Genomic DNA, 24,393 nt, shown 5'->3' on the forward strand with positions numbered 1-24,393 from the left:
CCTAACCCAGCTGCGCGACCAGGTCCGCGACGGAGGTGACCGGCCGGTCGCAGACGAAGCCCCGGCAGACGTACGCGGTCGACGCCCCGCCGATCATCGGCCGGTCCGCCAGCAGCGGTACGCCGGCCTGGTCGGGACGGCCGGCCACCACCACCGCACCGGGCGGCGCGTGCCGCCGCGCCGCCCGTAGCAGCGGGTCACCGGTCGGGTCCTCGGTGACCACGGCGATCTCGTACGGACCGGAGAGCAACGCCTCGCCGACGGCGGCGGCGTAGCCGGTGAACCGGGCATGCCGGGCGACCACCGGCGCGACGGTGGCCAGCGCGGCCTCGGCGGCGGCCCGGTACTGCGGGGCGCCGCGCAGCGCCGCGTACCCGGTGAGCGCGGCGGCGGTGGCCGACAGCCCGGACGCGGTGGCGTTGTCGGTCGGGTCCGCCGGCCGGGCGACCAGTTGTTCGGCGTCGTCGGCGGTGTCGTAGAAGCCGCCGTTGTCGGCGGCGAACCGGGCCAACGCGACGTCCAGCAGCTCGCCGGCGAGATCCAGCCATCGGCGTTCCCCGGTGAGCTGGTGCAGCGCGCAGAACGCCTCGGCGAGGCAGCCGTAGTCCTCCAGCACCCCGTCTGGCGCGCCGACCAGACCGTCCCGGGAGACCCGGCGCAGCCGCCCGCCGACCAGGTGGGTACGGGCCAGATACGCCCCGGTCGCGACCGCCAGCTCGGCCGCCAGCTCAACGTCGCCGTCGGTACCGGCTGCGGCACCAGCCGGGGCGTCGGCACCAGTCAGGGCGTCGGTGGCGGTGGCGAACTCGACCAGTGCGGTGACGGCCAGGCCGTTCCAGGCGGTCACCGCCTTGTCGTCGCGGGCCGGCTGCGGCCGGCCCGACCGGGCCCGCCGCAGCGCCGCCCGGACCCGGTCCAGCTGCTCCGGCGGCGTGTCGTCGACGTCGCGGGCCAACCGAAGCACGCTGGTGCCGTGTTCGAAGGTGCCGTCGCCAGTCACCCCGTACAGGTCTGCCGCCCACCGGCCGTCGGCCTCGCCGAGGACCTCGATCAGCTGCTGCGGCGTCCACACGTAGCTGGCGCCTTCGACCCCGCCGGTGTCGGCGTCCAACGCGGAGGCGAACCCGCCACCGGGTACGGCGAGCGCCTCGGCGAGGAAGCGGACCGTCTCCCGGGCGATCCGACCGGCCATCCGGTCGCCGGTGAGCCGCCACAGCAGCGTGTAGACCCGCAGCAGCAGCGCGTTGTCGTAGAGCATCTTCTCGAAGTGCGGCACCGTCCAGGTGCCATCCACCGCGTACCGGGCGAAGCCCCCGGCGAGTTGGTCGTAGATGCCGCCCCGGGCCATCGCCTCGCAGGTGTGCTGGACGATCTCCAGGCTGTCGGCGGCGCCGGTGCGTTGATGATGCCGCAGCAGGAAGAGCAGGCTGAGATGCGGGGGGAACTTCGGTGCCCCGCCGAACCCGCCGTGCGTCGGGTCGTACTCCTTGCCCAGCGTCGCCGCGGCGGTGTCGAGCAGGTCGGCGGTCAACGGCGTGGTCGCCCCGCCGACCGCCTGCGCGCCGCCGACCGCCTCGGCTACCGCGGCCCCCTGGCGCAGCACGGCGTCGCGCTGGTCGCGCCAGGCGGCACCGACCGAGTGGAGCAGCCGGACGAAGTTCGCCTGCGGGACGTAGGTCCCGCAGAAGAACGGGGTGCCGTCGGCGGTGGCGAACACGGTCATCGGCCAGCCGCCCTGACCGGTCATCGCCTGGGTCGCGGCCAGATAGACCGCGTCCACGTCGGGGCGTTCCTCCCGGTCCACTTTGATCGCGACGAAGTTGTCGTTGATCAACTGCCCGACCGCGTCGTCCTCGAACGACTCGTGCGCCATCACGTGGCACCAGTGGCAGGCCGCGTACCCGACCGAGATCAGCACCGGCACGTCCCGGCGGCGGGCCTCGTCGAACGCCTCCGGGCACCACGGCCACCAGTCGACCGGGTTGTCGGCATGCTGCTGCAGGTACGGGCTGGTTGCCTCACCGAGCCGGTTCACGCTGGGTCGCTCCTCGGGGTCGTGGCACGACTCCGACGGTGGGGGTCGCACGTTCCGACCATAGCCAGTCGGTGGGCGGCTCACCGCCGGGTCGGCACCGGAACGTCCGGGTATCGCAGCGCGGTGAGGCCCGCCTCGGCGGCGGCCTGGACGTTCTCCGGGCGGTCGTCGACGAAGGTGACCCGGTCGGCGGGCGCGCCGAGCCGGTGCAGCAGCGCCGCGAAGATCGCCGGATCGGGTTTGGTCAACGCCAGCCGGCAGCTGAACAGCCGGTGGTGGAACACCGCCGCCCAGTCGGCCGAGTCGATCGCCGTGGCGATGGACTCGGGGGCGTTGGACAGCAGCGCCAGGCCGTGTCCGTCGGCGGCAAGGCCGGTGACGAGTTCGACGGTACGCGGATTCAGCTGCGACCAGCTGGCGATGTCGGCCCGGTCCAGTTCGGCCACGAGCGGATCGTCGGCGGATAGCGGCCGACCGACCACGTGGCTCCAGTAGCGGTCGGCCGGCCAGCCGGCGTCGTAGGCGTCCCGGTGCCGCCAGTACCCCTCGTCGAAGGTGGCCTGCGGTAAACCGGCCAGCTGGGCCATGGCGGCCACTGCGGCCGACGGCTGCGGCAGCGAGATGACCTGACCGTAGTCAAAGACCAGCCAGTCCCGGACGGCACCGCTGGGCCCGCCGGTCACGATGCACCGTCCGCGCGCAGCGGGTAGATCTGGGCCTGCGCGGAGTCCGCCAGGGACCGGAGCACCGCGAGTACCTTGTCGGCGGGCATCGGCTTGAAGAAGTGGTAGCCCTGGGCGGCGGCGCAGCCGAGGGCGGCCAGGGTGGCCCGCTGGTCGGCGGTCTCCACCCCCTCGGCGACCACCCGCAGGCCCATCTCCCGGCCCAGCCGGACGGTGTGTCGCACGATGGCGGCGTCGCGTGGCGAGTCGGCCATCCGGACCACGAAGGACCGGTCGACCTTCAACTCGTCGACGGTGACCCGGGTCAGGAAGGCCAGTGAGGAGAACCCCGTGCCGAAGTCGTCAACGGCGAGCTGGACGCCCACCTCCCGGAGGCTGGCCAGCACCTCGTCAATGATCTCCAGCTCGCTCATCACCACCGTCTCGGTGATCTCCAGCACCAACCGGTGGGCCGGGACCTGGTGGCGGCGCAGCAGCTCGCCGATCTCGGCCGGCAACTGCGGGTCGAGCAGGCTCCGGGCCGAGATGTTGACCGAGATCGGTACGTCGATGCCGTGCGCCGCCCACTCGGCGGCGGCCGACAACGCCCGGTCGACGACGTACCGGGTGAACGGGGCGAGCAGTTCACTGCCCTCGACCGCTCTGACGAAGTGGACCGGGGTGAGCCGGCCGCGTCGCGGATGCCGCCACCGGATCAGCGCCTCCACCCCGGTCGGCCCGCCGGTGGCGAGGTCGACCGCCGGTTGCAGGGCCAGCTCGAGCTGGTCGTCGACGTCCAGCGCGGCGCGCAGTTCGGCCAGCAGTGCCAACTGGTCGGTGTTGGCGGCGTCCTTCGCGCTGTCGTAGCCGGCGACGCTACCGCCGATCGTCTTCGCCTGGCTCATCGCGATGTTCGCCCGGCGGAGCAGTTCGTTGATGTCGGCGGTGCCGGCACCGGCGACCACCACGCCGAGTGCGCCTTCGACCGACATCCGCACGCCGGCGACCTCGGTCGGCTCGGCCAGCATCGCGATTAACTCGCGGGCCCGGCGCATCGCCACCCCGGTCGGCGAGGTCCGCTCGACGCAACCGGCCGCTGCCGGGCTCAGCGAGGTCAGGAGCAGGGCGAACTCGTCGTTGCCGAGCCGGCCGAGGAGCTCGCCGGGGCGGAGTCGGTTGCTGAGCCGCCGGGCGGCGGACTGCAGCAGCTCGTCACCGGCGGCGTTGCCCAGGGTGTCGTTGACCTCTTTGAAGCCCTTGATGTCGAGCAGCAGCAGAGCGACCGGATGATCGTGCTCCAGCCGGTGCAGAGCGGCGTCCCCCTTGGTGAGCAGCGCTGCCCGATTGAGCAGCTCGGTCACCGGATCGTGCATCGACCGGTGCATGGTCCGGTCGGTGAGGTGGCGCAGTGCCCGCTCGGTCGCCGCGTCGTGCAGGGCTGCGGCGAGCGCGTCACCGAAGGCGGAGAGCGCGGCGCGGTCCCGGGACCTCGGCATGGTGCTGGCCGGCAGGTGGATCCGCAGTTCACCGACGCCGGTCCGGCCGACCGTGAGCGGGTGGACGAGCATCTGGTCGGTTGCGTCGTCCGCGACGTCCTCTGCCGCCGCGACGGGGTCGACGGGATCGGCCGGTGGCTCCGACCGGCGCAGCCCGCCGGCGGCGTCGCCGACGTAGCGCCACAGCCTGCCGTCGACCTGCCGGACGTCGATCTCGACCCGCTCGGCACCGAACAGGGCCAGCCCGCCGGCGACTCCGGCGCCGACGACGGCCGGCTCGTCGAGCTGGTTGAGCGCCCGGGTCGCCCGGGCGAACTCCTGCCAGGCCCGACGCTCGTCCTCGATCCGCAACCGGTGGCCGTAGGTCTGCTGTAGCAGCCACAGCACCGGGGGCAGCAGCAGCAGCCAGCGCGGATCGTGACCGAGCATCCCGACCGTGACCAGCCCGACCAGGACGTTGCCGACGAACATCAGCAGCTTGTTGCGCAGCGCGTGCAGCAGGGTGGCACCGAACGGCCGACCGTGCCGCAGTGACAGGGCGACCGTGGCGAGGACCGCGGTGATCAGCAGATAGACCAGCCCGCCGAGGAGCATGGCGGCGGCGAGCAGTGGGGTGAGCTGCTGGGCGTACGGGTCGGCGACCGCCCGGGCGGCGACGCCGGCCGCCGCGACGGCGACGGTCAACGACGCGGTGACCCGGAGGATCTCCGGCACGGTACGGGGCTCGGAGAAGATCGACAGCAGGGTCCAGGCGATGCCAACGCCGACTGCGGCGGCGGCCGGCAGCCAGCCGGCCGGGAGGACGTAGAGCCCGACGATGAGGGCGGCCTCGCCCCAGGTGAAGCTGACCGTGCCGGTCCCGATGCGGAACCGCAGTCGGGCGAGTTGCGCGACGCCGAGCAGCGCCGCGACGATCGCGAATCCGGCCGGGGGCGGGAGCGCCGACGTCTGCGGGGCCGACCCGGCGAGCAGCCCGATGGCGATGGTGGCGACGGCGGCCACCAGAACGGCGACGGTGAAGACGGGCAGCCGCCACCGGCCCCCGCCGTCCAGGGTTTCGATCGTCGCCTGGTGCGCGGTCGCAGCCGGTTCCGTCCGCGCCGGCGTCACGGATCACTCCCGGTGACCGCCGGGCCGTGGACCGACGCCCGGCGCGGACGACCGACCATGATGAGCATCCCTCGCGTCCGTTCCGTACGACCAGGGACGACAGTTGTGCGATCCATGGTCGCCCCTTTCCGCGCGCGGTCGGAGGAACTGAAGGTCCCCGGCGGAAGGCTAAGCCAAAGCCGATTCCGGCAACAGGGGCCACTGGGCCGGTTTACCGGCGGAGGCCCGCTGGAGGGGAGAAAAGTCCCTGGTGAGAGCGCACGTAAGCGCTTACAAAGGGGATCCGGGACGCGAGTCGCCTTCTGTCGGATCAAGGACATTGCGTTCCGCCGCCGCCGACCCGCTGCCCGGCGCCGCGTCGTCGAACCGCTCGGGCAGCCGACGCAGCCGGGAGTTCATGTTCCTGATCAGAAACACCGTCGCGGCGGCGAGCACCAGGAGCAGGAACAGCCCCATCGGCCCGGCCAGACCACCACTGCGGGTGTCCCCGAAGTTGTTCACCGCCAGGACATGGACAGCACTCAGCACGATCGGACCCCTCTGCGTCGCTGACGTCGACTACACGTTACGCCCGGCGGATCAGGAGTGGCCGAGCCCCTCGCGAATCCCGGCAAACAGGTCGGATTCCGGCTTTGGGCTATCGACGAACGACCGGACCAACTCGAAATCCTCGGTCGGCCAGGCCTGCCGCTGCACCTCCATCGGCACCTGGAACCAGAAGCCGTCCGGATCGACCTGGGTGGCGTGCGCGCGCAACGCGTCATCGCGAACCGGGAAGTAGTCGGCGCAGTCGACCCGGGTGGTGATCCGGTCGCCCTTGTCCGGGCGCCCCTCCCACCGGTCCATCCACTCCTGGTACGGCGACTCCCGACCGATCGCGAGCATCCCCTCGTGCAGCGCGAGAATCCGCGCCCTGGTGAAGCTCATGCAGTAGTACAGCTTCAACGGCTGCCACGGCTCACCACCGACACCCGGGTATCGCGCCGGGTCACCGGCCGCCTCGAACGCGGCGACGCTCACCCGGTTGCACATGATGTGGTCCGGGTGCGGATAACCGCCGTCCTCGTCGTAGGTGGTCACCACGTGCGGACGGAACTCCCGCATCAACCGCACCAACGGCCCGGCTGCCTCCTCCATCGGCTCCAGGGCGAAACACCCGTCCGGCAGCGGCGGCAGCGGATCACCCTCGGGCAGACCCGAGTCGACGAAGCCCAGCCAGGCCTGCTCGACACCGAGGATCGCCCGGGCGGCGTCCATCTCGGCCCGGCGGATCTCGGCGATGTTCTCCCACACGTCCGGCCGGTCGAGTTTCGGGTTCAGCACACTGCCCCGCTCCCCGCCGGTGCAGGTGACCACCAGCACCTGGGCACCCTCCGCGACGTACCGGGCCATCGTCGCGGCACCCTTGCTGGACTCGTCGTCAGGATGGGCGTGCACCGCCATCAGACGCAGTTGCTCAGCCAACGAAAACGCTCCCTCATCCCATGCCTGACATCCCCTGCCGGCGGCGTCCGGGCCCGGCTGCGACAATGGGGCCCGTCAACCATTCTCGCCGACCCCACCGACACGTCCGCCAAGGAGTTCCGTCCCGGGTGACCGACACGTCCGCCACAACCGCCCCGACCGCCGTCATGTTCCCACCCGGGCGGTACGGACGGCGACGCGCGCCCCGAGCGCGCCGGCCGTGGCTCGTCGCGCTGCTCACGGCGGTGGCGGTGCTGGTCGGGACGGCGATCGCCGGCCGGCTCTACACGCTCTACGGCGATCCGCTGCACCAGCCCGAGGTGATCACCTACACCGAGGCCACCGAGGACGGGATCACCATCGACTTCGCCGTCACGGTGCCCCCCGGCGGTGCGACGACGTGCCTGGTCAGGGCCCGGTCGCGGGACGGGGCGGAGGTGGGCCGGTCCGAGGTGACCGTCCGGGCCGAACCGGGCGAACGACAAGTCCGCACCACGTACCGGCTGGCCACCGAACGAGTCGCGTTCCTGGGCGAGGTGCCACGTTGCCGACCCGCCGACTGACCAGCCGACCGTGACCCTCGCCACACCCGCCGATGCGGGTGGCGATCCGGCGGCCGGCACACCCGAGCCGTTGCAACCCCGGCACCTCGGTGCGGAACGCTGGTACGTTGGTAGTTCGACCTCGACCGCCCGCAAGCCCACAAGGAGATCGTCTGTGTCCACGACCGACCGCGAGGCGCCCACCACCTGGCTGTCCCAGGACGCTTACGACCGGCTCCAGGCCGAGCTCAACGAGCTGATCGCCGGACGGACGGCGATGGCCGCCGAGATCAATGCCCGTCGGGAGGAAGGCGACCTGCGGGAGAACGGCGGCTATCATGCCGCCCGCGAGGAGCAGGGCAAGCAGGAGGCCCGGATCCGCTACCTGCAGGAGCTGCTGCGTACCGCCAAGGTCGGCGAGGCACCGGACGCGGACAGCGTCGCGCCCGGCACGGTCGTCACGATCCACTTTGACGACGACCCCGCCGACACCGAGACCTTCCTGCTCGGCTCCCGGGAGATCTCCTCGACGACCGAGCTGACCGTCTACAGCCCGGAGTCCGCGCTCGGCCAGGCCATCCTGGGCAGTCGACAGGGTCAGACGGTGACCTACACCGCGCCGAGCGGCGCGGACATCAAGGTCACTGTCGACAAGTTCGAGCCCTTCGCCGGCTGAGTTTGCGGCCGCTACAGCGGCGGTGGGTCAGTCAGCGGCGGCGAACGTTACCTGGTAGCCGCGATCACGGAGCACCTCGACCAGCTCGGTCGAGTGCTCCGGGCCGCGGGTCTCCACCGACAGGCCGACCTGGACCTCACCCAACCGCAGATGCGGGTTGCGCCGCTGATGATCGACGTCTACCACGTTCGCCCGCTGCTCGGCGATCAGCGCCAGCAGCGCGGCCAGCTCACCGGGCCGATCGCCGCACCGTACGGTGAACCGCAGGTACCGGCCGGCGGCGGCCAGGCCGTACTCGATCACCCGCAACAGCAGCAACGGATCGATGTTGCCGCCGGAGAGCACCGCGACCGTCGGGGTGGCCGGCCGCACCGCGCCGGACAACAGCGCTGCCACCGCGGCCGAGCCGGCCGGTTCAACCACCTGCTTGCCCCGCTCCAGCAGCATCAGCAGCGCCCGCGACAGGTCCTCCTCGGAGACCGTCACGATCTCGTCGACCAACTTGCTGACATGCGCGAACGTCAGGTCACCGGGGCGTCCCACGGCGATGCCGTCGGCGATCGTACGGTAGTCGGCCAACCGCACCGGGGCACCGGCGGCCAGCGACGGTGGGTACGCGGCCGCGCTGTCCGCCTGCACACCGATCACCCGTACGTCCGGGCGCAGTGCCTTGACCACCACCGCGATCCCGGAGATCAACCCGCCGCCACCCACCGAAGTGACGATGGTGGTGACCTCCGGGCACTGCTCCAGGATCTCCAGCGCGACGGTGCCCTGGCCGGCGACGACGTCCGGATGGTCGAACGGGTGGATCAGCACCGCACCGGTCCGGTCGGCGAACTCCCGGGCCGCCTCCAGCGCCTCGTCCACGGTGGTGCCGGCGAACTCGACCTCGGCACCGTACCCTCTGGTCGCGGTGACCTTCGGCAACGGAGCGCCGGTCGGCATGAACACCGTCGCGCCGATGTCCAGCAGCCCGGCGGCGAGCGCCACGCCCTGGGCGTGGTTGCCGGCGCTGGCCGCGACCACCCCGCGCCGACGCTGCCGCTCGGTCAGCCGGGAGATCCGCAGGTACGCGCCGCGTACCTTGTAGGAGCCAGCCCGCTGCAGGTTCTCGCACTTCAACCAGACCGGCCCGCCGAGCAGGGCGGTCAACGGGCGGGACGGCTCCAGCGGAGTCACCCGTACCACGTCCGACAAAACGTCCCGGGCGGCGAGGACGTCCGGCAGTCCGACCAGTTCCGTCATACCGGGCTGTCCACTCTCGGCCACGACGGGGCGTGCCGGGGCCACGACGCCATCATCTCCAGCTGGCCGGCCACCGCTAGCAGCAGCAGCTCCGAGCCGGGCGGCCCGACCAGCTGGACCCCGACCGGCAAGCCGTCCGGGCGCAGCCCGGCCGGCGCCACCAACGCGGGCAGTCCGGCCATGTTCCACGGCGCGGCGTACGGGGCGTACCGAACACAGCTCCACATGTTCGCCGTCCAGGACCGGCGCGCCCAGCTGGTCGCGGCCGGCGGGGTACTGGCCAGCGCCGGCGTCAGCAGCACGTCGGCGCGCTGGTCGGTGAAGAACCCGGTCATCCGGTCCCGCCAGGCGGTGCGGTCGGCTTCCCGGACGCACCCGCGCCGTTGTGCCCACCGGCCGAGCGCGACGTGCCGACGGGTCCGTGGTTGCAGTTCCCGGCCGCCGGCCCGGCCGGCGGCGGCGTCCTCGGCCGCGGCGGCGAACCAGGTGGCCAGTCCCCGCAGCCCCAGCGAGGCCGGATAGTGCAGCGCGGTGCCGACCACGTCGTGCCCGGCCTCGGTGAGCCGGCGCGACGTCGCCGCCACCGCGTCCCGGTTGGCCGCATCTGCCCGCAGCCCGGCCACCGGCGAGGTGAGCGAGACCGCCACCCGCAGCCGGCCCGGCTGGACAAGCTTCTCCGGTCGCCGGCCAGCGAGCACCGCGAAGCCGGTCGCGGCGTCCGCCACACAGGTCGTCAGGATGCCGTGCTCGGTGAGGCCGAACCAGTCCTCGGTGCCGAGCTGTCGCGGAACCACGTCGCGGCCCGGTTTGAGCCCGAGCAGACCGCAGCAGGCAGCCGGGATCCGGATCGAGCCGAATCCGTCGTTGCCGTGTGCGATCGGCACCATGCCGCTGGCCACCGCGGCCGCCGCGCCACCGGAGGAACCGCCCGGGGTACGCGACAGCTGCCAGGGGTTGCGGCTAATTGCCGTGGCGTCGTCGGTGGTCGCCCAGAGCCCGAGCTCCGGCATCCGGGTGACCCCGACGACGACCGCGCCGGCACCGCGCATCCGGCGGACGATCTCGTGGTCGTGTTCGGCGACCGGGGTCCGCGCGGCGGCCGATCCGCGCCAGGTCGGCAGCCCGGCGACCGGGGTGTTCTCCTTGATGGCCACCGGCACCCCGGCCAGCGGCAGGTTCGCCAGGTCCTCCTGTTCATCGACCTTCTCCGCTTCGACGATGGCCTCGCCGCCACGGACCGCTCGGAAGGCGGACAGCTCCGGGTCGGCCCGGGCGATGTAATCGAGATGGTCGGCAACGACCCGGGTCGCCGAGGTGTCACCCCGGCGAACGGCCCGGGCGATCTGCCGGGCGGTGGTCCCGACCCAGGTCGGTACGATGTCGTGCACGGCACCTCCAGGCAGCCGGTACGCGGTTCGCGTCGCTGTGCGGACCCGTCGCCGGACCCGCCCGGGTGTCGGGCCGGCCCGGAGTGGGCCCGCCCGTCGGATCTCGCCGACGGATCCTCAGCCGAGCGCCTGATCCAGGTCGGCCAGCAGGTCGTCCACGGTTTCGATTCCGACAGACAGTCGCACGAGATCGCCGGGGACTTCAAGAGGCGAGCCGGCGGCGCTAGCGTGGGTCATCCGTCCAGGATGTTCGATCAACGATTCGACCCCGCCGAGCGATTCGGCGAGTACGAACAGTCGGGCCCGGTTGCAGATTCGCACCGCTTCCGCCTCACCACCGGCCGCCCGGAACGAGACCATCCCACCGAACCGGCGCATCTGCTTGGCCGCCGTCTCGTGACCGGGGTGGTCGCGTTGTCCGGGGTAGAGCACCTGGCGTACCGCCGGGTGGTGGTCGAGGAATTCGACGATCCGCTCGGCGTTGTCGCAGTGCCGTTCCATCCGTACGCCCAGGGTCTTGATTCCGCGCAGGGTAAGCCAGGCGTCGAAGGGTCCGTTGACCGCGCCCATGGCGTTCTGGTGGAAGGCCAGCTCGGCGGCGAGTTCCGGATCGTCGGTGACCAACGCGCCGCCGACCACGTCGGAGTGTCCACCGAGATACTTGGTGGTGGAGTGGACCACCACGTCGGCGCCGAGCGCCAGCGGCTGCTGCAGGTATGGCGAGGCGAAGGTGTTGTCCACCACGAGCCGCGCCGCGACGTCACGGGCCAGGGCGGCCAGCCCGGCGATATCGGCGATGCCGAGCAGCGGATTCGTCGGGGTCTCCGCCCAGATCATCCGGGTACGGCCGGGTTGTACCGCTGCCCGGACCGCGTCGACGTCGGAGATCCGCGCGGCGGTCCAGGTCAGTCCCCAACGCTCGGCGACCTTGGCGAACAGCCGGAACGTGCCGCCGTACGCGTCATCCGGGATGATCGCGTGATCGCCGGGCCGGCAGACGGTGCGCAGCAGCGTGTCCTCAGCCGCCAGACCGCTGGCGAAGGCGAGCCCGACCCGGCCACCCTCGATCGCGGCCAGGCATTCCTGCAGCGCGTCCCGGGTCGGGTTGGCCGACCGGCTGTACTCGTACCCGGCCCGGGGCGCGCCCACCTCGTCCTGAGCGTACGTGCTGGTCTGGTAGATCGGCGGCACGACCGCTCCGGTCCGGGCCTCCGGCTCCTGCCCGGCGTGGATGGCGACCGTGTCGAACCCGTATGTCATGGCACGAGGCTAGGCCATCGGTCCGAGCGCCACCGCCGGTGGGACGGATGCCCGCCTGACCTGCGGGTACCCCGACGGGAACGAGCCGGCCCCCGCCGGTGTTGTCCGAGAGGCCACGAACGAGAGGAGTCGCACGGTGTTCCTGCGACCGATGAAAGCGAATCTGCCTGAACCTGGGCAGGCCCTGCCCGGCCGGGACCGGCCGATACCGGTGGCGGACCGGCACGCCGTGCTCGGTACGCCGCTGACCGGCCCGTGGCCGGCCGGTACCCGGGTGGCGGTCTTCGGGATGGGCTGCTTCTGGGGGGCCGAACGGCTGTTCTGGCGACTGCCCGGGGTCGTGTCGACCTCGGTCGGGTACGCCGGCGGCGAGACGCCGAATCCCACGTACGAGGAGGTGTGCTCCGGCGGGACGGGGCACGCCGAGGTCGTTCAGGTGGTTTACGACCCGGCCCGGATCGGCTACGCCGACCTGCTGAAGGTGTTCTGGGAGAACCACGACCCGACGCAGGGCATGCGCCAGGGCAACGACGTCGGTACGCAGTACCGGTCGACGATCTACACCACCGACGCCGAGCAGGCGACCGAGGCCGCCGATTCCCGGACGGCGTTCGCTCCGGTGGTGGCCGCGGCCGGCCGGGACGGGATCACCACCGAGATTCGGCCGCTGGGCGAGTACTACTACGCCGAGGATCACCACCAGCAGTACCTGCACAAGAATCCCGGCGGCTACTGCAACCACGGGCCGAACGGGATGACCTGCCCGGTGGGCGTCGCCCGGAGCGCCGACTGACAAGCCGACCGTCGCCGATACTGAACCGGAGCCGGCCGTCGCCGATCAGGCGGCGGCCCGCTCCACCTCCCGCAGCATCAACCGCAGCGACTGGCTGTGCTTGGCCGGTGGCAGACTCGCCAGTGCCGATCGGGCGTGCCGCAGCCCTTCGACGCGGTCGCCCGACTTGACCAGCATCAGCCCACGGTGCAGCTCGATGTGGGTGGCGAACCGGGCCAGGCTGGTCGGCCGGGTCCGGTCCGCCCACTCCTGGGCGTCGACCGCGGCCGAGTCGCCGAGGCGGGAGAGCAGCATGCTGGTGAAGATCGCCATCCGCCACTCGGGCACGGCGAAGTCGGAGATCTGCTCGGCGGAACCGGTCAGGTCGAAGACCCGGCGGGCCTCGTCCAGGTGCGTCAATGCGCTGATCCGGTCGCCACGGACGCCGGCGACGTGCGCCTTGGCCATCAACGCGTTGAGCCGCCCGAGCGATGGTCGGTCGGTCAACGCGAGGGCCTGATCGGCCAGGTCCTGCGCGGCCGTGAGGGCAGCGCCCTCGTAGCCGAGGGCCAGCGCGGCGCGGCCCCGGACCCAGACTTGCACGGTCCGGTCGCCGCTGCGATCCGCGCTGACCGCAGCAAGTCGGTACCACCGGACTGCTTCCTGCGCCATCCCGGTGGTCTTGCCGTAGACGCTGAGGAAACGGGCGGCCAGCCCCCACATCACCGGAGTGCCGAGCTGCTGTTGCAGCACGACGAGGTCACTGGCGATCCGGTCCTGCAGCTCACCGGCGCCTACCGACATGTAGTCCCGGCCGAGATTGGCGGCCCGTTCCTGCCATTGGTCCTCGGCCGCCGGGTCACCGAGCGCAGCCGTGAAGCCGCAGTGGATGAGTTCGGAGACGGCTGCCGGTGCCACCACTGCGGCGGCGAGTCCGGTGATCAGACCCCGACGTTGCATATGGTCCCCCAAGACCTGTTCGTAGGCGGTCACCACATCGGCCGTCGCTGTCCGCCGCCCAGCCTCGACGTTCGACAGATGACCCTTGCTGAAGTGGCTCAGCGCGGCCATTTTCGCCAGGCTGACACCAGCGGATTCCCGGGCCTTCCTCAGGGTCTCACCCATGTCACTCATATTCCGCCTGCCCACCTGTATTGAAGACCTGCTGAAAACTCAGCCGCGCTTTTCCTGACCTTCGACTGCCCCTGACGCTCTTGACCAGAGGCCGCGGGGATGGCGCGTGGACGCGTTGGACCGAACCTACCCCGATTCGGCGTAACAACCCGCCGACCTCGCGGCCCATCGACCAGCATGCCAGCGACGGACCACCATGTACACCAACGTTCTAGGGGTAGGTACACCACCTGGAAAAGACGATGGCAGATGTCGGCCGCGCTGGACAAGTCCGAGCAGACTTCATCCGATCTCCAGTGGCGCGATACCCGAGGCCGGACAAAACTAAGACCATAATCAATCATTATCATCAACCACTCAAAGTAATGGCAAGGTAACCATTTGTCACCTTCGGGTGGTGGGCCAGCCGGGTGCGACCGACCGCCGGTTCCACCGACTGGACTGGCCCGCGAGCCGCGCCGCCGGGGCGACGCCGCAGCCCCGGCCGGGCGGGTCCACGCCGTCGCCCCGGCGGCGGAAAAATCGTTGCCGGCGGCTGTAGCGGCCGGCTAGCGTGGCCGTACACGGGAAAGGAGGTGGTCCAGCGTTGTATAGCTATAGGACTCGTGAGGTGGCTGCCCGCTAGCCGCTGTCCTTGACAGCTCCGATCGTCGAGACCGTGTGGCAGCGGTGCGGCGAATCCACGACAGCCACCCGACCCCCGGGGTGCCGGCCCAGTCCAGCCGGCCCGCGTCAAAGACGCGGAAGCCCCGGGGGTCGTTTCATGCCGGTAGGCTCGGTCGGGTGGCGGTCACCCTGCGCACGGCCATCCTCGACGACATCGCCCCGGTCGGTCACCTGCACCACCGGTCCCGGCTCAGTGCGTACCAGGGCATCGTGCCGGACGCCGCGCTGGAGACCTACGGCGCTGACGTCACGGCGCGGTGGTGGATCGAGCGGTGGAGCCACGAACGTGACACGCACCGCCTGACCGTCGCCGAACACCAGGGGCTGCTGATCGGGTTCACCTACGTCGGCCCGCACGAGGACGGCGAGCCGGCCACCGGTGAGCTGTACGCGATCCACGTCGATCCCGGGCACCAGGGCCGCGGCGTCGGCCGGGCGTTGATCCGCGACGCGCTCGACAAGATGCGCGAACGCCGGTGTCGTCGCGCGGTGCTCTGGGTGTACGCAGCCAACCACCGGGCCCGAGACTTCTACGAAGCGGGTGGCTGGCGCCCGGACGGGGTCGGCCGGGACGGCTGGCTCGGGCCGGTGCCGACTCCGCAGCTGCGCTACGCGCGCGACCTCACGGTCGCCGCAGCTCGGCCGACGACACCGGCCGCTGCACCGGGCTGACCGCCGCGCCGCACACCGGGCTGACGGCCGGGCGAGAGTACGGGACCGCTGCTGCGGGGGTTCCGTCCAGCCCCGCACTCTCGCCCGGCACTGCCCGCCCTAACCGGGGGAAAACGCCTGGCCGAAGGCGCTCAACCGGCGGAGGCGTGCCGGTTGATCGGCGTGGGCGGGCAACAGTGCGGGACCCCGGGATGCTGGCGGGCGCCCAGGGTCACCGCGGTGGTGAAGCACCATGGTCGCCTGCCTCGGTGGCGAACCGTGCCGGGGCAGCGCTTCCATGACCCTAGTCAACCCCAGCTACCAGCGATCAACCGGACACACTGTGCGACTATCGACCGGACTTTCCCAGATGTGCCAGCAGGTCCTGACGGGTAATCACCCCACGCGGTTTGCCGTCGACCAGCACCAGGGCGGCGTCGGTGCCGGCCAGCAGCGCCACCGCCTCGCGTACCGGCTGGCCACCGCCCACCATGGGCAGCGGCTGCGCCATGTGCCGCTCGATCATGTCGTGCAGCTGCGCCTTGCCGCTGAACAGCGCGTCCAGCAGATCCCGTTCGGCGATCGACCCGGCCACCTCGCCGGTCACCACCGGCGGCTCCGCCTTGAGCACCGGCAGCTGTGAGATGCCGTACTCGCGCATGTAGTCGACCGCGTCGCGGATCGTCTCGGTCGGGTGCACGTGCACCAGCTCCGGCAGGCCGCCCGGCTTCGCCGTCAGCACATCACCGACGGTCGGTTCAGCCGCCTCGACCCCCAGGAACCCGTACCTGGCCATCCACTCGTCGTTGAAGATCTTCGACAGGTAGCCACGTCCGCCGTCCGGCAGCAGCACCACCACCACGTCGTCCGGCCCGGCCCGGCGGGCCACCCGCAGCGCCGCCGCGACGGCCATCCCGCACGAGCCACCGACCAGCAACCCTTCCTCCCGGGCAAGCCGGCGGGTCAACTCGAACGACTCCTGGTCGGAGACCTCCACGATTTCGTCACAGATCGACCGGTCGTAGGTCTGCGGCCAGAAGTCCTCCCCCACCCCTTCGACCAGGTACGGCCGCCCTGATCCGCCGGAGTAGACCGAGCCTTCCGGGTCGGCGCCGACCACCCGCACCGCGCCGCCGGACACCTCCTTCAGGTAGCGGCCCACCCCGGAGATCGTCCCTCCGGTGCCCACCCCAGCGACGAAATGGGTGATCCGCCCCTCGGTCTGTGTCCACAGCTCCGGCCCGGTGCCCTCGTAGTGCGACTGCGGATTCGCCGGATTCGCGTACTGATCCGGCTTCCACGCGCCGGGGATCTCCGCCGCCAGTCGGTCGGACACCTGGTAGTACGAGCGGGGGTCCTCCGGCGCGACCGCCGTCGGGCAGACGACCACCTCGGCACCGTACGCCCGGAGCACGTTCTGCTTGTCCTCGCTGACCTTGTCGGGGCAGACGAAGACACACGAATAGCCGCGCAGCTGCGCGACCAGCGCCAGACCGACGCCGGTGTTTCCACTGGTCGGCTCGACGATCGTGCCACCGGGCCGGAGCAGCCCGGCCTGTTCGGCGGCCTCGACCATCCGCAGCGCGATCCGGTCCTTCACCGAGCCGCCCGGGTTGAAGTACTCGACCTTGGCCAGCACCGTCGCGGAGATCCCCGCACTGACGTTGCGCAGCCGCACCAGCGGGGTGTCGCCGATGAGATCGACAACGCTGTCGTGGTAACGCACCTCGTTGTGCCCTTCTACTGACGCCGGCGAGGCGCCATCGTCGGGTTGAGGTCGTCAGCCGACAACAGCCCGCTGCCGGCGGTGGAGTATGTCGGGGTCAGCCTACTGGTGCACGGCCGGTCAGCCGACCACCTGACCGGGCACCACCGACTCGCGCCGGGCCTCCCAGTCCAGGAACCGTTCGGTCTCGGCAAGCACGCTGCCAGCGAGCCAGGTCACCACGAGCGCGTCGTCGACGATGCCGAGCATCAGCAGCATCGCCTCCGGCACCAGGTCGAACGGGGACGCGACGTAGGCCACGGCAGCGGTCATCAACGCCAGCCGCAGGCCGCCGTCGTAGTCGCCGCGCATCGTGGCCCGGATCATCCGGGGCAGCGCCGCCAACCGCCGCCCCAGTGAGGGACCACCGCGGGCGCCTGCGGTCAGTGCCCGCCCCAGCGCCGCGAACGCCGCCGCCCGCTTGAGTGTCCTGGCCATCGCGGCCACCTCCTCGTCACCGGGCCTGCCGGATGTGTGTGTGCCCACCGGCCGCCGACCGTACCCCGGCCGTCGATCCGTGGCGCCCTGCCCTCCATGATGCCCGGGATCGGCAACTGTCGCCGGACACGCGTCCCCAGGCCGGTGGACCCCGGCCAGAATCGGGCTGAGCCCGAAACCGCGGGCCGAGATAATCTCGAAGGACCGAGCACGACGGCAGCAGCGAGTCGCAGTCGGGGGGCGCGATGGGCACGGGTGGCGCGGGGAAACGCCCGACCGACTGGACCGTGGCGACGCGGGCCCTCCGGCTGGTGGCGTTCGGAGCCGGTGCCGCCGCGGCGGCCGCGGTGGCCACCGCCGGCACCCTCTACGGGCAGGCAAAGCAGGCCCGGCGGATCATCCCGCTGGCCGAGGCACCGCCGCCGCGCGGCGACGGGATGTACGGTTCCCGGCTGCCCGGGCCGCCGCTGACCCTGGTGGTGCTCGGCGACTCGTCGGCCGCCGGCTACGGCGTGCACCGCCCCCGGGAGACCCCCGGCGCGCTGCTGGCCACCGGCATCTCCCGCCGGCAGCGGCGACCGGTCCGGCTGCACCGGCTGGCGGTGGTGGGCGCCCGGTCGGTCGGCCTGGTCCCGCAGGTGGAGGCGGCGCTGGAGCTACGGCCGGACCTCGCGGTCATCCTGATCGGCGGCAACGACGTCACCCACCGCACCCCGCCGGAGGTCGCGGTCGGGCACCTCGTCGACGCGGTACGGCAACTGCGCGCGGCCGGGGCCGAGGTGGTCGTCGGCACCTGCCCGGATCTGGGCGCGATCAAGCCGATCAAACCGCCACTGCGCTGGCTGGCCCGTCGGTGGAGCCGACAACTCGCCGCAGCGCAGACCGTCGCGGTGGTCGAGGCGGGCGGCTGGACGGTCTCCCTCGGCGACCTGCTCGGTCCACGGTTCGCCGCCGAACCGGGCCGGCTCTACTCCTGGGACCGGTTCCACCCCTCGGCCGAGGGGTACGCCATGGCCGCCGCCGTCCTGCTGCCGGCGGCACTCGGCGCGCTCGGTGCCAGCACCGCCTCGCGTGGTGGCGTCGCCGGCCGGGAGAAGGTGCGGACGCTGCCCCAGGCCGCGCACGAGGCCGTCCGCCACGCCGGCACCGAGGTCCGCGGCACCCGGGTGGCCGGCCGGGAACGCGGTCCGGCCGGCCGCTGGGCCCGGCTGCGGCGTAGGCCGAGATTCGCCGGCCGATCCTGGCAGACCGCCGCGCTCAACTGGTTGTTCGGTCCGCCGGGCGGCGATCGGGACGGCGACCACCGCAAGTCGGCCGTATCCTCCGATCAGCGGGTGGGCCTGTCCACCGCCGGACCGCAGGACTGATCCGTGCGCGACCGCAACCGTACCGACGGAAGGTGACCGCCGTGACGTCGAGAAATATCGCTGTACGGATGGGCCAGGTCACCGCCGCCGCGCTCGTCGCCGGTGCGGTGGGCAGCGCCACGCTGCTGGTCGGGGAGGCGGTGCTGGCCCGTCACCGCCGGTACGCCCAGCCGGAGCTGGGCCTGGTCGTCCGGGTGGCGCTCGGTCCGGCCGGCGGGGCGCCGTTGCGGCTGGTGCTGCTCGGCGACTCGGTGACCCTCGGAGTGGGGGTGGACCGGGTGGCCGACACGGTCGGTGGCCAGCTGGCCCGGCTGCTCGCCGAGCACGAGGGCGGATCGGCGGTCGCCAGACGCCGGGTCCTGCTGTCCAGCGTCGGGGTGGCCGGCTCCCGCTCACGGGACCTGGCCACCCAGGTCGCCCGGGCGCTGCTGGGCGAACGGCCGGACGTCGCGGTCGTTCTGATCGGCACCAATGACGCGGCCGCGCTGCGTCGGCCCGGCGAGTCGGCGGTTCATCTCGCCGCAGCGGTACGCCGGCTACGTAGCGCCGGTACGGAGGTGGTGGTCGGCACCTGCCCGGATCTCGGCGCAGCCCGGGCGATCGCGCCGCCGCTGCGTCAGCTCGCCGGGCTGCTCGGGCGGCGGACCGCCCAGGCCCAGGCCCGCGCCGGCCGGGACGCCGGCGCCAGGGTGGTCGACCTGGCCGGCGAAACCGGGGCGGTGTTCCGGGCCGACCCCAACACCTACTGCCACGACGGCTACCACCCGTCGGCCGACGGCTACCGGATCTGGGCGCACGCGCTACTTCCGGCGGTACTCGCGGCGGCGAACACCGCCCCGCACCGCTGACCCACCGCGGACCACTGCCGTGCCGGCCTGGGTCAGGCGTCGGTCGACGGGCCGTTGCCGGTGGCGGGTCAGAGCGTTTCGAGCCGGCCGCGCAGCCGCTGCGCCGCAGCCGCCGCCGATTCGAGCACCGCGAGGTCAGGTGCCGCCCGCATCAGGTCGGCGGCGACCACCCGCAGCTGGTCGGGCAGCGCGGTGTCCCGGCTCAGCCGGGGTACCTGCCGGCCGGGCCGCCCTTCGGCAGCCGCGCCCAGGTCGGCAAGGTACTGCACCAGGTCGTGGAACTCGTCCGCTCGGTGGCCGTCACCCGCCGCCCATCGGGGCTGTTCCCAGTGGGCCACCTGCCGGACCAGGAGGTCGACCAGGCGGGTCAGATGCGCTGCGGCCACCGCCACAGTCTAGTGCCCGCGACGACGGCCGCGCCGCGCCGACAGTGCGGCGCGGCGCGGCGCGGACGGACGGTCAGTCGTCGCCCTGCAAGAAGCTGAGCAGGCGCAGGATCTCGATGTAGAGCCAGATCAGGCTGACCAGAATGCCGAACGCCGCGGTCCAGGAGTAGCGCTGCGGCAGGCCGAGCCGGACGCCCTCCTCGACCTCGTGGAAGCTCAACACGAAGCTCAGCGAGGCGACCACGATGCAGATGAGGCTGAAGATGATGGCGACCGGACCGCCGCTACGCAGCCCGGTGTCGACGCCGAAGAGCGACAACACCAGATTGATCATCATGACCGCGAAGACACCGACCATCGCGGCGATCAGGCCACGGGTGAACTTCGGGGTGGCCCGGATGACCTTCATCTTGTAGAGGGCGGCCATCAGGAAGAAGACGCCGAAGGTGGCTACCACCGCCTGCAGGACGATGCCCTGGTAGCCGGCAACCACCTCGAAGAACTTGCTGACCAGGCCGACGAAGACACCCTCGACGACGGCGTAGGTGACCACCAGCGCCGGGTTCGCGACCCGGGAGAACGAGATGACCAGCCCCAGCACCAGACCGACGATCGCGGCGCCGATCCAGGCGCCGAACAGCAGCGAGTCGGGGACCAGGATCCAGGCCGCCGCCGCCGACAGCCCGGTGATGCCGAGCAGGGTGACGGTCTTGACGACGACGTCGTCGACCGTCATCGGCGCGACGGTCGGCGGCGCGGCCGGGTAGCCGGCCTGCGTCGGATATGGCTGCCCGGTGCCGGGCTGCCCGTAGGGACCGGCAGGGGCGTACCCGGTGGCCCGCTCCCGCTCGGCCGCCTGGCCGAGCCGGGCCAGGACCGGGTTGGATGTCTTCACTGTCCAGCCTCCCTCAGGGGGTTGTCACACGATGGTGTGAGGTCAAGGGTAGACGGCTCGATCGACGCTGTGCAGGACCGCCGGTCACAGGCGGACTCCGGCCGCTGGCACTGGGCCCCGAACGGCGCCAGGGGACACCGAGGTACCCGGGGCGGGAATCGAACCCGCACGCTTTTCAGCAGCCGCTTTTAAGGCAGCCGTGTCTGCCATTCCACCACCCGGGCCGGCGGGTCGGCCGGGCTGCGCCCGGTCGGACCGATCGCCGACACGCCACGCGTTGGTACGCGACGGCAGATGTCACGGTAGCGGGTCGTGCCCAGCCGGACGCAGCCCGGCCGGCCCACGGCACTAGGGTGCGAACCGTGAGCCGCTCAGCAACCGCAGCGCAGGACACCGGCCCCGTTCCGCCCCGGCCCGGCCGACCATCGACGGTTGGCTCCCGGTGGTCCCGGATCGCCGCGGCGGCTCGCGGACACCGGGTGGACGCCGTGGTGTGCCTGTTCTTCGTCCTGTTCGCCGGCGTGCTGACCCACCGGCTCTGGCCCGCGCCCGGTGCCCACCTGCTGGCCTTCAACCCGGAGGACCAGACCCTGTACGAGTGGTTCCTGGCCAGCGACGCGCGGGTCCTGTTCGGCGACTTCGGTCTGCTCAGCGACCGGTTGAACGCCCCGGACGGGGTGAATCTGATGGCCAACACGACGGTCATCGCGCTCGGCTTCCTGATGGCCCCGGTCACCGTGCTCTTCGGCGCACCGGTGAGCTTCGCGCTGCTGGTCGCCGGCAACCTGGCCGCCAGCGCGATCGCGTTCTACTTCCTGTTCTCCCGGCCCCTCGGCGCTCGCCGGCTGGCCGCCGCTACCGGCGGCGCGTTCTGCGGGTTCGCCCCCGGGATGGTCTCGCAGAGCAACAGCCACCTGCACATGACCGCGCTGTGGCTGATCCCGGTCATGATGTGGCTGCTCATCCGGATCATGCGGGCCGCCGATCCGACCGGCTCGACACCCGACGGGCGGATCCTCGGGCCGGCCGGCCGGCCCGACCGCCGCCGGATCGTCACCTCCGGCGGCTGGCTCGGGGTGGTCGTCGCGGTCCAGGTGTTCGTCGGCGAGGAGGTACTCTTCCTCACCGCGGTCACGCTGATCATCATGGCGGCGGCGTTCGCCGCGACCGCACCCCGGTACGTGTGGCGGATCCTGCCGAACTTCGTCGCCGGGATGCTGGTCGCCGTGGCCGTCGGCGTGGTGCTGCTCGGGTACCCGCTGTGGTTCCAGTTCGCCGGGCCGCAGAGCGTCTCCGACGGCGTGTTCGACCCGGCGTACTTCTCGGCCGATCTGGCCAGCTGGCCGGCGGTGTCCGAGCTGTCGGTGGCCGGTTCGGCGGCCGCCGCCGAGCTGACCACCGGACCGGCCGAGTACAACACCTTCCTCGGCTGGCCGCTGCTGCTGGTCACGGCCGCCGCCACCGCCTGGTTGATCCGGCGGCCGGTGGTCGTCGCCTGCGCCGCCGGGACGCTGCTGATGGCGGGGCTCTCACTCGGTCCACGGATCGTCGTCGACGGCGCCAAGACCGGCGTACCGGGGCCGTACGCCCTGCTCGACGGGATGCCGGTGGTGGACGGCGCGCTGCCGATGCGGTTCGCCCTCGCGGTGATCCCATTGATCGCCGTCATCCTGACCCTCGCCGTCGACCGGGCGTTGCGGCTCGGCTGGCGACCGGCCCGGCTGGCCGTCCCAGCCGTCGTCGCGGTGGCGCTGCTCCCGGTCGTGCCGGCCCCGCTGCCGGCGATGGACCGCGACCCGTTGCCGGAGTTCATCGTCGGCGGCCACTGGCGGAGCTGCGTACCGTCCGGCGGCGTGCTGGTGCCGGTGCCGCCCGCCACCCCGCCGCAGCCGTGGCCGATGGCCTGGGCCACCGCGACGACGATCGACTTCGGCATGCCGGAAGGGTTCTTCATCGGCCCGTACGCCCCGGGTGGCGACGCCTCGATGGGCACGTTCAAGCTGCCGACGTCGAAGATCCTCGCCGAGGTGGCCCGGACCGGCGAGGTGCCGGAAATCACCGACGAGGAACGTGCCCGGTCCCGTCGTGACCTGACCCGTTGGGGTGCCGACTGCGTGGTGCTGATGGACGGCACCACGCACGCCGCCGAGCTGCGGCAGACCACCGAGGACCTGCTCGGGCCGGGCCAGCGGGTGGCCGACGCCTGGACCTGGCCGGTCAGCTGACCCGGGCCGGCGCGGCACCTGGCTGGTTGAGCTGCGGGGTCGCCCCGAGGAACTCCTCACGCGGGTCGTGCAGTTGCCCGAGCGCCACCACCTCACGCTTGAGCACCAGCGCGAGTGTCCAGTCAACGATCACCCGCACCTTACGGTTCAGCGACGGGATCCGGCTCATGTGGTACGTACGGTGCATGAACCAGGCCGGCAGCCCGGTCATCTTGATCCCGTACACCTGGGCGACGCCCTTGTGCAGGCCGAGACTGGCCACGCTGCCGGCGTGCTTGTGCCGGTACTCGACCGGCTGCCGCCCACGGACCACCGCCAGGATGTTGTCGGCCATCGTCCGGGCCTGGCGCACCGCGTGCTGGGCGCTCGGCGAGCAGTACGCCCCGGGCGGACCGGTCAGGTCCGGCACCGCGGCGCAGTCACCGGCGCTCCACGCCCCGTTGACCGTCCGGTCGCCGTCGACGACCTGCAGCGTCGGCCGGCAGCTGATCCGCCGCCGCTCGTCGCGGGGCAGATCGGTGGCGTCGAGCATCGGAGACGGCTTCACCCCGGCCGTCCAGACGATCGTGTCGGCCGGGAAGCTGTCGCCGTCGGAGAGCCGCACCAGCCCGTCGACGCAGGACTCCAGCCGGGTGTCCAACCGGATGTCCATCCCCCGCTTGACCAGCTGCTGCACCGTGTAGGCGCCCATGTCCCGGTCGACCTCGGGCAGCACCCGCTGGGTCGCCTCGACCAGCACCCAGCGCATGTCCGTCGGCTTCAGCTCGGGGTAGTAGCGCAGCGCGTCCCGGGCCATGTCCTCCATCTCGGCAAGCGCCTCGATGCCGGCGTAGCCGCCGCCGACGAAGACGAACGTCAACGCGGTCCGGCGGACCTGTTCGTCGGCGGTGGCCGCCGCCACGTCGAGCCGTTCCAGGACGTGGTTGCGCAGGTAGATCGCCTCGCCGATGGTCTTGAACCCGATGCCGTGCTCCCGCAGGCCGGGGATCGGCAGGGTACGGGACACCGAACCGGGGGCGACGATCACATGGTCGTAGCCGATCTCCCGGGGCGGACCGACGATGGGTTGCACCTCGGCGACCTTACGGGCGTGTTCGATCCTGGTCACCGCCCCGGCGATCACGTGGCAGCGGCGCAGTTCCCGGCGCAGCGGCACGACGGAATGTCGGGGTGAGATGTTGCCGGCCGCCGCCTCCGGCAGGAACGGCTGGTAGGTCATGTGCGGCTGCGGGTCGACCACGATCACCTCGACCTCGCCCCGGCGCATCTTGCGGGACAGGCGCAGGGCGGCGTAAAGACCGACATGCCCGGCACCGACGACAAGAATCCGTTGCCTGTTCACATAGCCCATCTTCCTCCCGGTTG

21 protein-coding genes and 1 tRNA gene are annotated in these 24,393 nt (G+C 71.9%); 7 read left to right on the top strand and 15 right to left on the bottom strand.

The window, feature by feature from the left end; translation table 11 throughout:
- Nucleotide 1: 1 nt before the first annotated feature.
- From ACFHW1_RS20815 to mca, 5 genes are all read right to left on the bottom strand, one after another.
- Nucleotides 2–2,035, bottom strand: a complete 2,034-nt coding sequence (locus ACFHW1_RS20815) for a thioredoxin domain-containing protein (protein WP_416556111.1) — start codon at nt 2,033–2,035, stop codon at nt 2–4.
- 80 nt (nt 2,036–2,115) lie between these two features.
- The gene (locus tag ACFHW1_RS20820; protein ID WP_278173904.1) at nt 2,116–2,718 is read right to left on the bottom strand and encodes an HAD-IA family hydrolase; all 603 of its coding nucleotides are present in this window, start codon (nt 2,716–2,718) and stop codon (nt 2,116–2,118) included.
- Nucleotides 2,715–5,246, bottom strand: coding sequence for a putative bifunctional diguanylate cyclase/phosphodiesterase (locus tag ACFHW1_RS20825; RefSeq protein WP_416615953.1), 2,532 nt, complete (start codon nt 5,244–5,246; stop codon nt 2,715–2,717). The genes ACFHW1_RS20820 and ACFHW1_RS20825 overlap by 4 nt, the downstream gene beginning before the upstream one ends.
- 327 nt (nt 5,247–5,573) lie before the next feature.
- Nucleotides 5,574–5,831: a hypothetical protein gene (locus ACFHW1_RS20830; protein ID WP_416556027.1), complete on the bottom strand. Its 258-nt coding sequence runs from the start codon at nt 5,829–5,831 to the stop codon at nt 5,574–5,576.
- Between the two features lie 51 nt (nt 5,832–5,882).
- Complete coding sequence (gene mca, locus ACFHW1_RS20835; RefSeq protein ID WP_416556025.1) at nt 5,883–6,767, bottom strand: mycothiol conjugate amidase Mca; 885 nt, start codon at nt 6,765–6,767, stop codon at nt 5,883–5,885.
- Between the two features lie 128 nt (nt 6,768–6,895).
- On the opposite strand from mca, the gene ACFHW1_RS20840 reads away from it, so the two are divergent.
- Complete coding sequence (locus ACFHW1_RS20840; protein WP_416556023.1) at nt 6,896–7,330, top strand: DUF4307 domain-containing protein; 435 nt, start codon at nt 6,896–6,898, stop codon at nt 7,328–7,330.
- Between the two features lie 154 nt (nt 7,331–7,484).
- Nucleotides 7,485–7,985 carry a transcription elongation factor GreA gene (gene greA, locus ACFHW1_RS20845; RefSeq protein ID WP_278173899.1) on the top strand — a complete coding sequence of 167 codons (501 nt, stop codon included), beginning with the start codon at nt 7,485–7,487 and terminating at the stop codon, nt 7,983–7,985.
- A 27-nt stretch (nt 7,986–8,012) separates the two neighbouring features.
- On the opposite strand, the gene ilvA is transcribed toward greA, so the two are convergent.
- From ilvA to ACFHW1_RS20860, 3 genes are all read right to left on the bottom strand, one after another.
- Entirely contained in the window at nt 8,013–9,233 is a 1,221-nt protein-coding gene (gene ilvA / locus ACFHW1_RS20850) for a threonine ammonia-lyase (protein ID WP_416556021.1), read from the bottom strand.
- Entirely contained in the window at nt 9,230–10,621 is a 1,392-nt protein-coding gene (locus tag ACFHW1_RS20855; RefSeq protein ID WP_416556019.1) for an amidase, read from the bottom strand. Before ACFHW1_RS20855 ends, ilvA begins: the two co-directional genes overlap by 4 nt.
- Before the next feature lie 117 nt (nt 10,622–10,738).
- On the bottom strand, nt 10,739–11,881 hold the full coding sequence (locus ACFHW1_RS20860; RefSeq protein WP_416556018.1) for a cystathionine gamma-synthase: 1,143 nt from the start codon (nt 11,879–11,881) through the stop codon (nt 10,739–10,741).
- Nucleotides 11,882–12,017: 136 nt separating this feature from the next.
- On the opposite strand from ACFHW1_RS20860, the gene msrA reads away from it, so the two are divergent.
- Nucleotides 12,018–12,674, top strand: coding sequence for a peptide-methionine (S)-S-oxide reductase MsrA (gene msrA, locus ACFHW1_RS20865; RefSeq protein WP_416556017.1), 657 nt, complete (start codon nt 12,018–12,020; stop codon nt 12,672–12,674).
- A gap of 45 nt (nt 12,675–12,719) precedes the next feature.
- On the opposite strand, the gene ACFHW1_RS20870 is transcribed toward msrA, so the two are convergent.
- Nucleotides 12,720–13,787, bottom strand: coding sequence for a helix-turn-helix domain-containing protein (locus tag ACFHW1_RS20870; protein WP_416556016.1), 1,068 nt, complete (start codon nt 13,785–13,787; stop codon nt 12,720–12,722).
- 783 nt (nt 13,788–14,570) lie between these two features.
- Between ACFHW1_RS20870 and ACFHW1_RS20875 the strand changes: the two genes are divergently transcribed.
- Nucleotides 14,571–15,125, top strand: a complete 555-nt coding sequence (locus tag ACFHW1_RS20875; RefSeq protein WP_416556015.1) for a GNAT family N-acetyltransferase — start codon at nt 14,571–14,573, stop codon at nt 15,123–15,125.
- A gap of 328 nt (nt 15,126–15,453) precedes the next feature.
- Here the strand turns inward: ACFHW1_RS20875 and ACFHW1_RS20880 are convergent, their stop codons facing one another.
- Together ACFHW1_RS20880 and ACFHW1_RS20885 are read right to left on the bottom strand one after the other, a co-directional pair.
- On the bottom strand, nt 15,454–16,830 hold the full coding sequence (locus tag ACFHW1_RS20880) for a cystathionine beta-synthase (RefSeq protein ID WP_416556014.1): 1,377 nt from the start codon (nt 16,828–16,830) through the stop codon (nt 15,454–15,456).
- A 120-nt stretch (nt 16,831–16,950) separates the two neighbouring features.
- Complete coding sequence (locus tag ACFHW1_RS20885; protein ID WP_416556109.1) at nt 16,951–17,307, bottom strand: YkvA family protein; 357 nt, start codon at nt 17,305–17,307, stop codon at nt 16,951–16,953.
- Nucleotides 17,308–17,552: 245 nt separating this feature from the next.
- Between ACFHW1_RS20885 and ACFHW1_RS20890 the strand changes: the two genes are divergently transcribed.
- Nucleotides 17,553–18,674 (top strand): SGNH/GDSL hydrolase family protein, encoded by a 1,122-nt coding sequence (locus tag ACFHW1_RS20890; RefSeq protein WP_416556013.1) that lies wholly within the window; start codon nt 17,553–17,555, stop codon nt 18,672–18,674.
- Between the two features lie 41 nt (nt 18,675–18,715).
- Complete coding sequence (locus ACFHW1_RS20895; RefSeq protein WP_416615946.1) at nt 18,716–19,522, top strand: SGNH/GDSL hydrolase family protein; 807 nt, start codon at nt 18,716–18,718, stop codon at nt 19,520–19,522.
- 68 nt (nt 19,523–19,590) lie between these two features.
- Here ACFHW1_RS20895 and ACFHW1_RS20900 read toward each other — a convergent pair whose 3' ends face one another.
- The 3 genes from ACFHW1_RS20900 to ACFHW1_RS20910 form a co-directional block, all read right to left on the bottom strand.
- Entirely contained in the window at nt 19,591–19,908 is a 318-nt protein-coding gene (locus tag ACFHW1_RS20900) for a hypothetical protein (RefSeq protein WP_416556011.1), read from the bottom strand.
- Between the two features lie 73 nt (nt 19,909–19,981).
- On the bottom strand, nt 19,982–20,803 hold the full coding sequence (locus ACFHW1_RS20905) for a Bax inhibitor-1/YccA family protein (RefSeq protein WP_278173889.1): 822 nt from the start codon (nt 20,801–20,803) through the stop codon (nt 19,982–19,984).
- A gap of 143 nt (nt 20,804–20,946) precedes the next feature.
- Nucleotides 20,947–21,027, bottom strand: a tRNA-Leu gene (locus tag ACFHW1_RS20910).
- 138 nt (nt 21,028–21,165) lie between these two features.
- Here ACFHW1_RS20910 and ACFHW1_RS20915 point away from each other — a divergent pair.
- Entirely contained in the window at nt 21,166–23,028 is a 1,863-nt protein-coding gene (locus ACFHW1_RS20915) for a hypothetical protein (RefSeq protein WP_416556010.1), read from the top strand.
- Here the strand turns inward: ACFHW1_RS20915 and ACFHW1_RS20920 are convergent.
- Entirely contained in the window at nt 23,021–24,370 is a 1,350-nt protein-coding gene (locus tag ACFHW1_RS20920; RefSeq protein ID WP_416556009.1) for an NAD(P)/FAD-dependent oxidoreductase, read from the bottom strand. The genes ACFHW1_RS20915 and ACFHW1_RS20920 overlap by 8 nt on opposite strands.
- Nucleotides 24,371–24,393 lie beyond the last annotated feature (23 nt).

It is taken from the genome of Micromonospora sp. LOL_014 (assembly GCF_048060245.1).
GTDB lineage: Bacteria > Actinomycetota > Actinomycetes > Mycobacteriales > Micromonosporaceae > Micromonospora_E.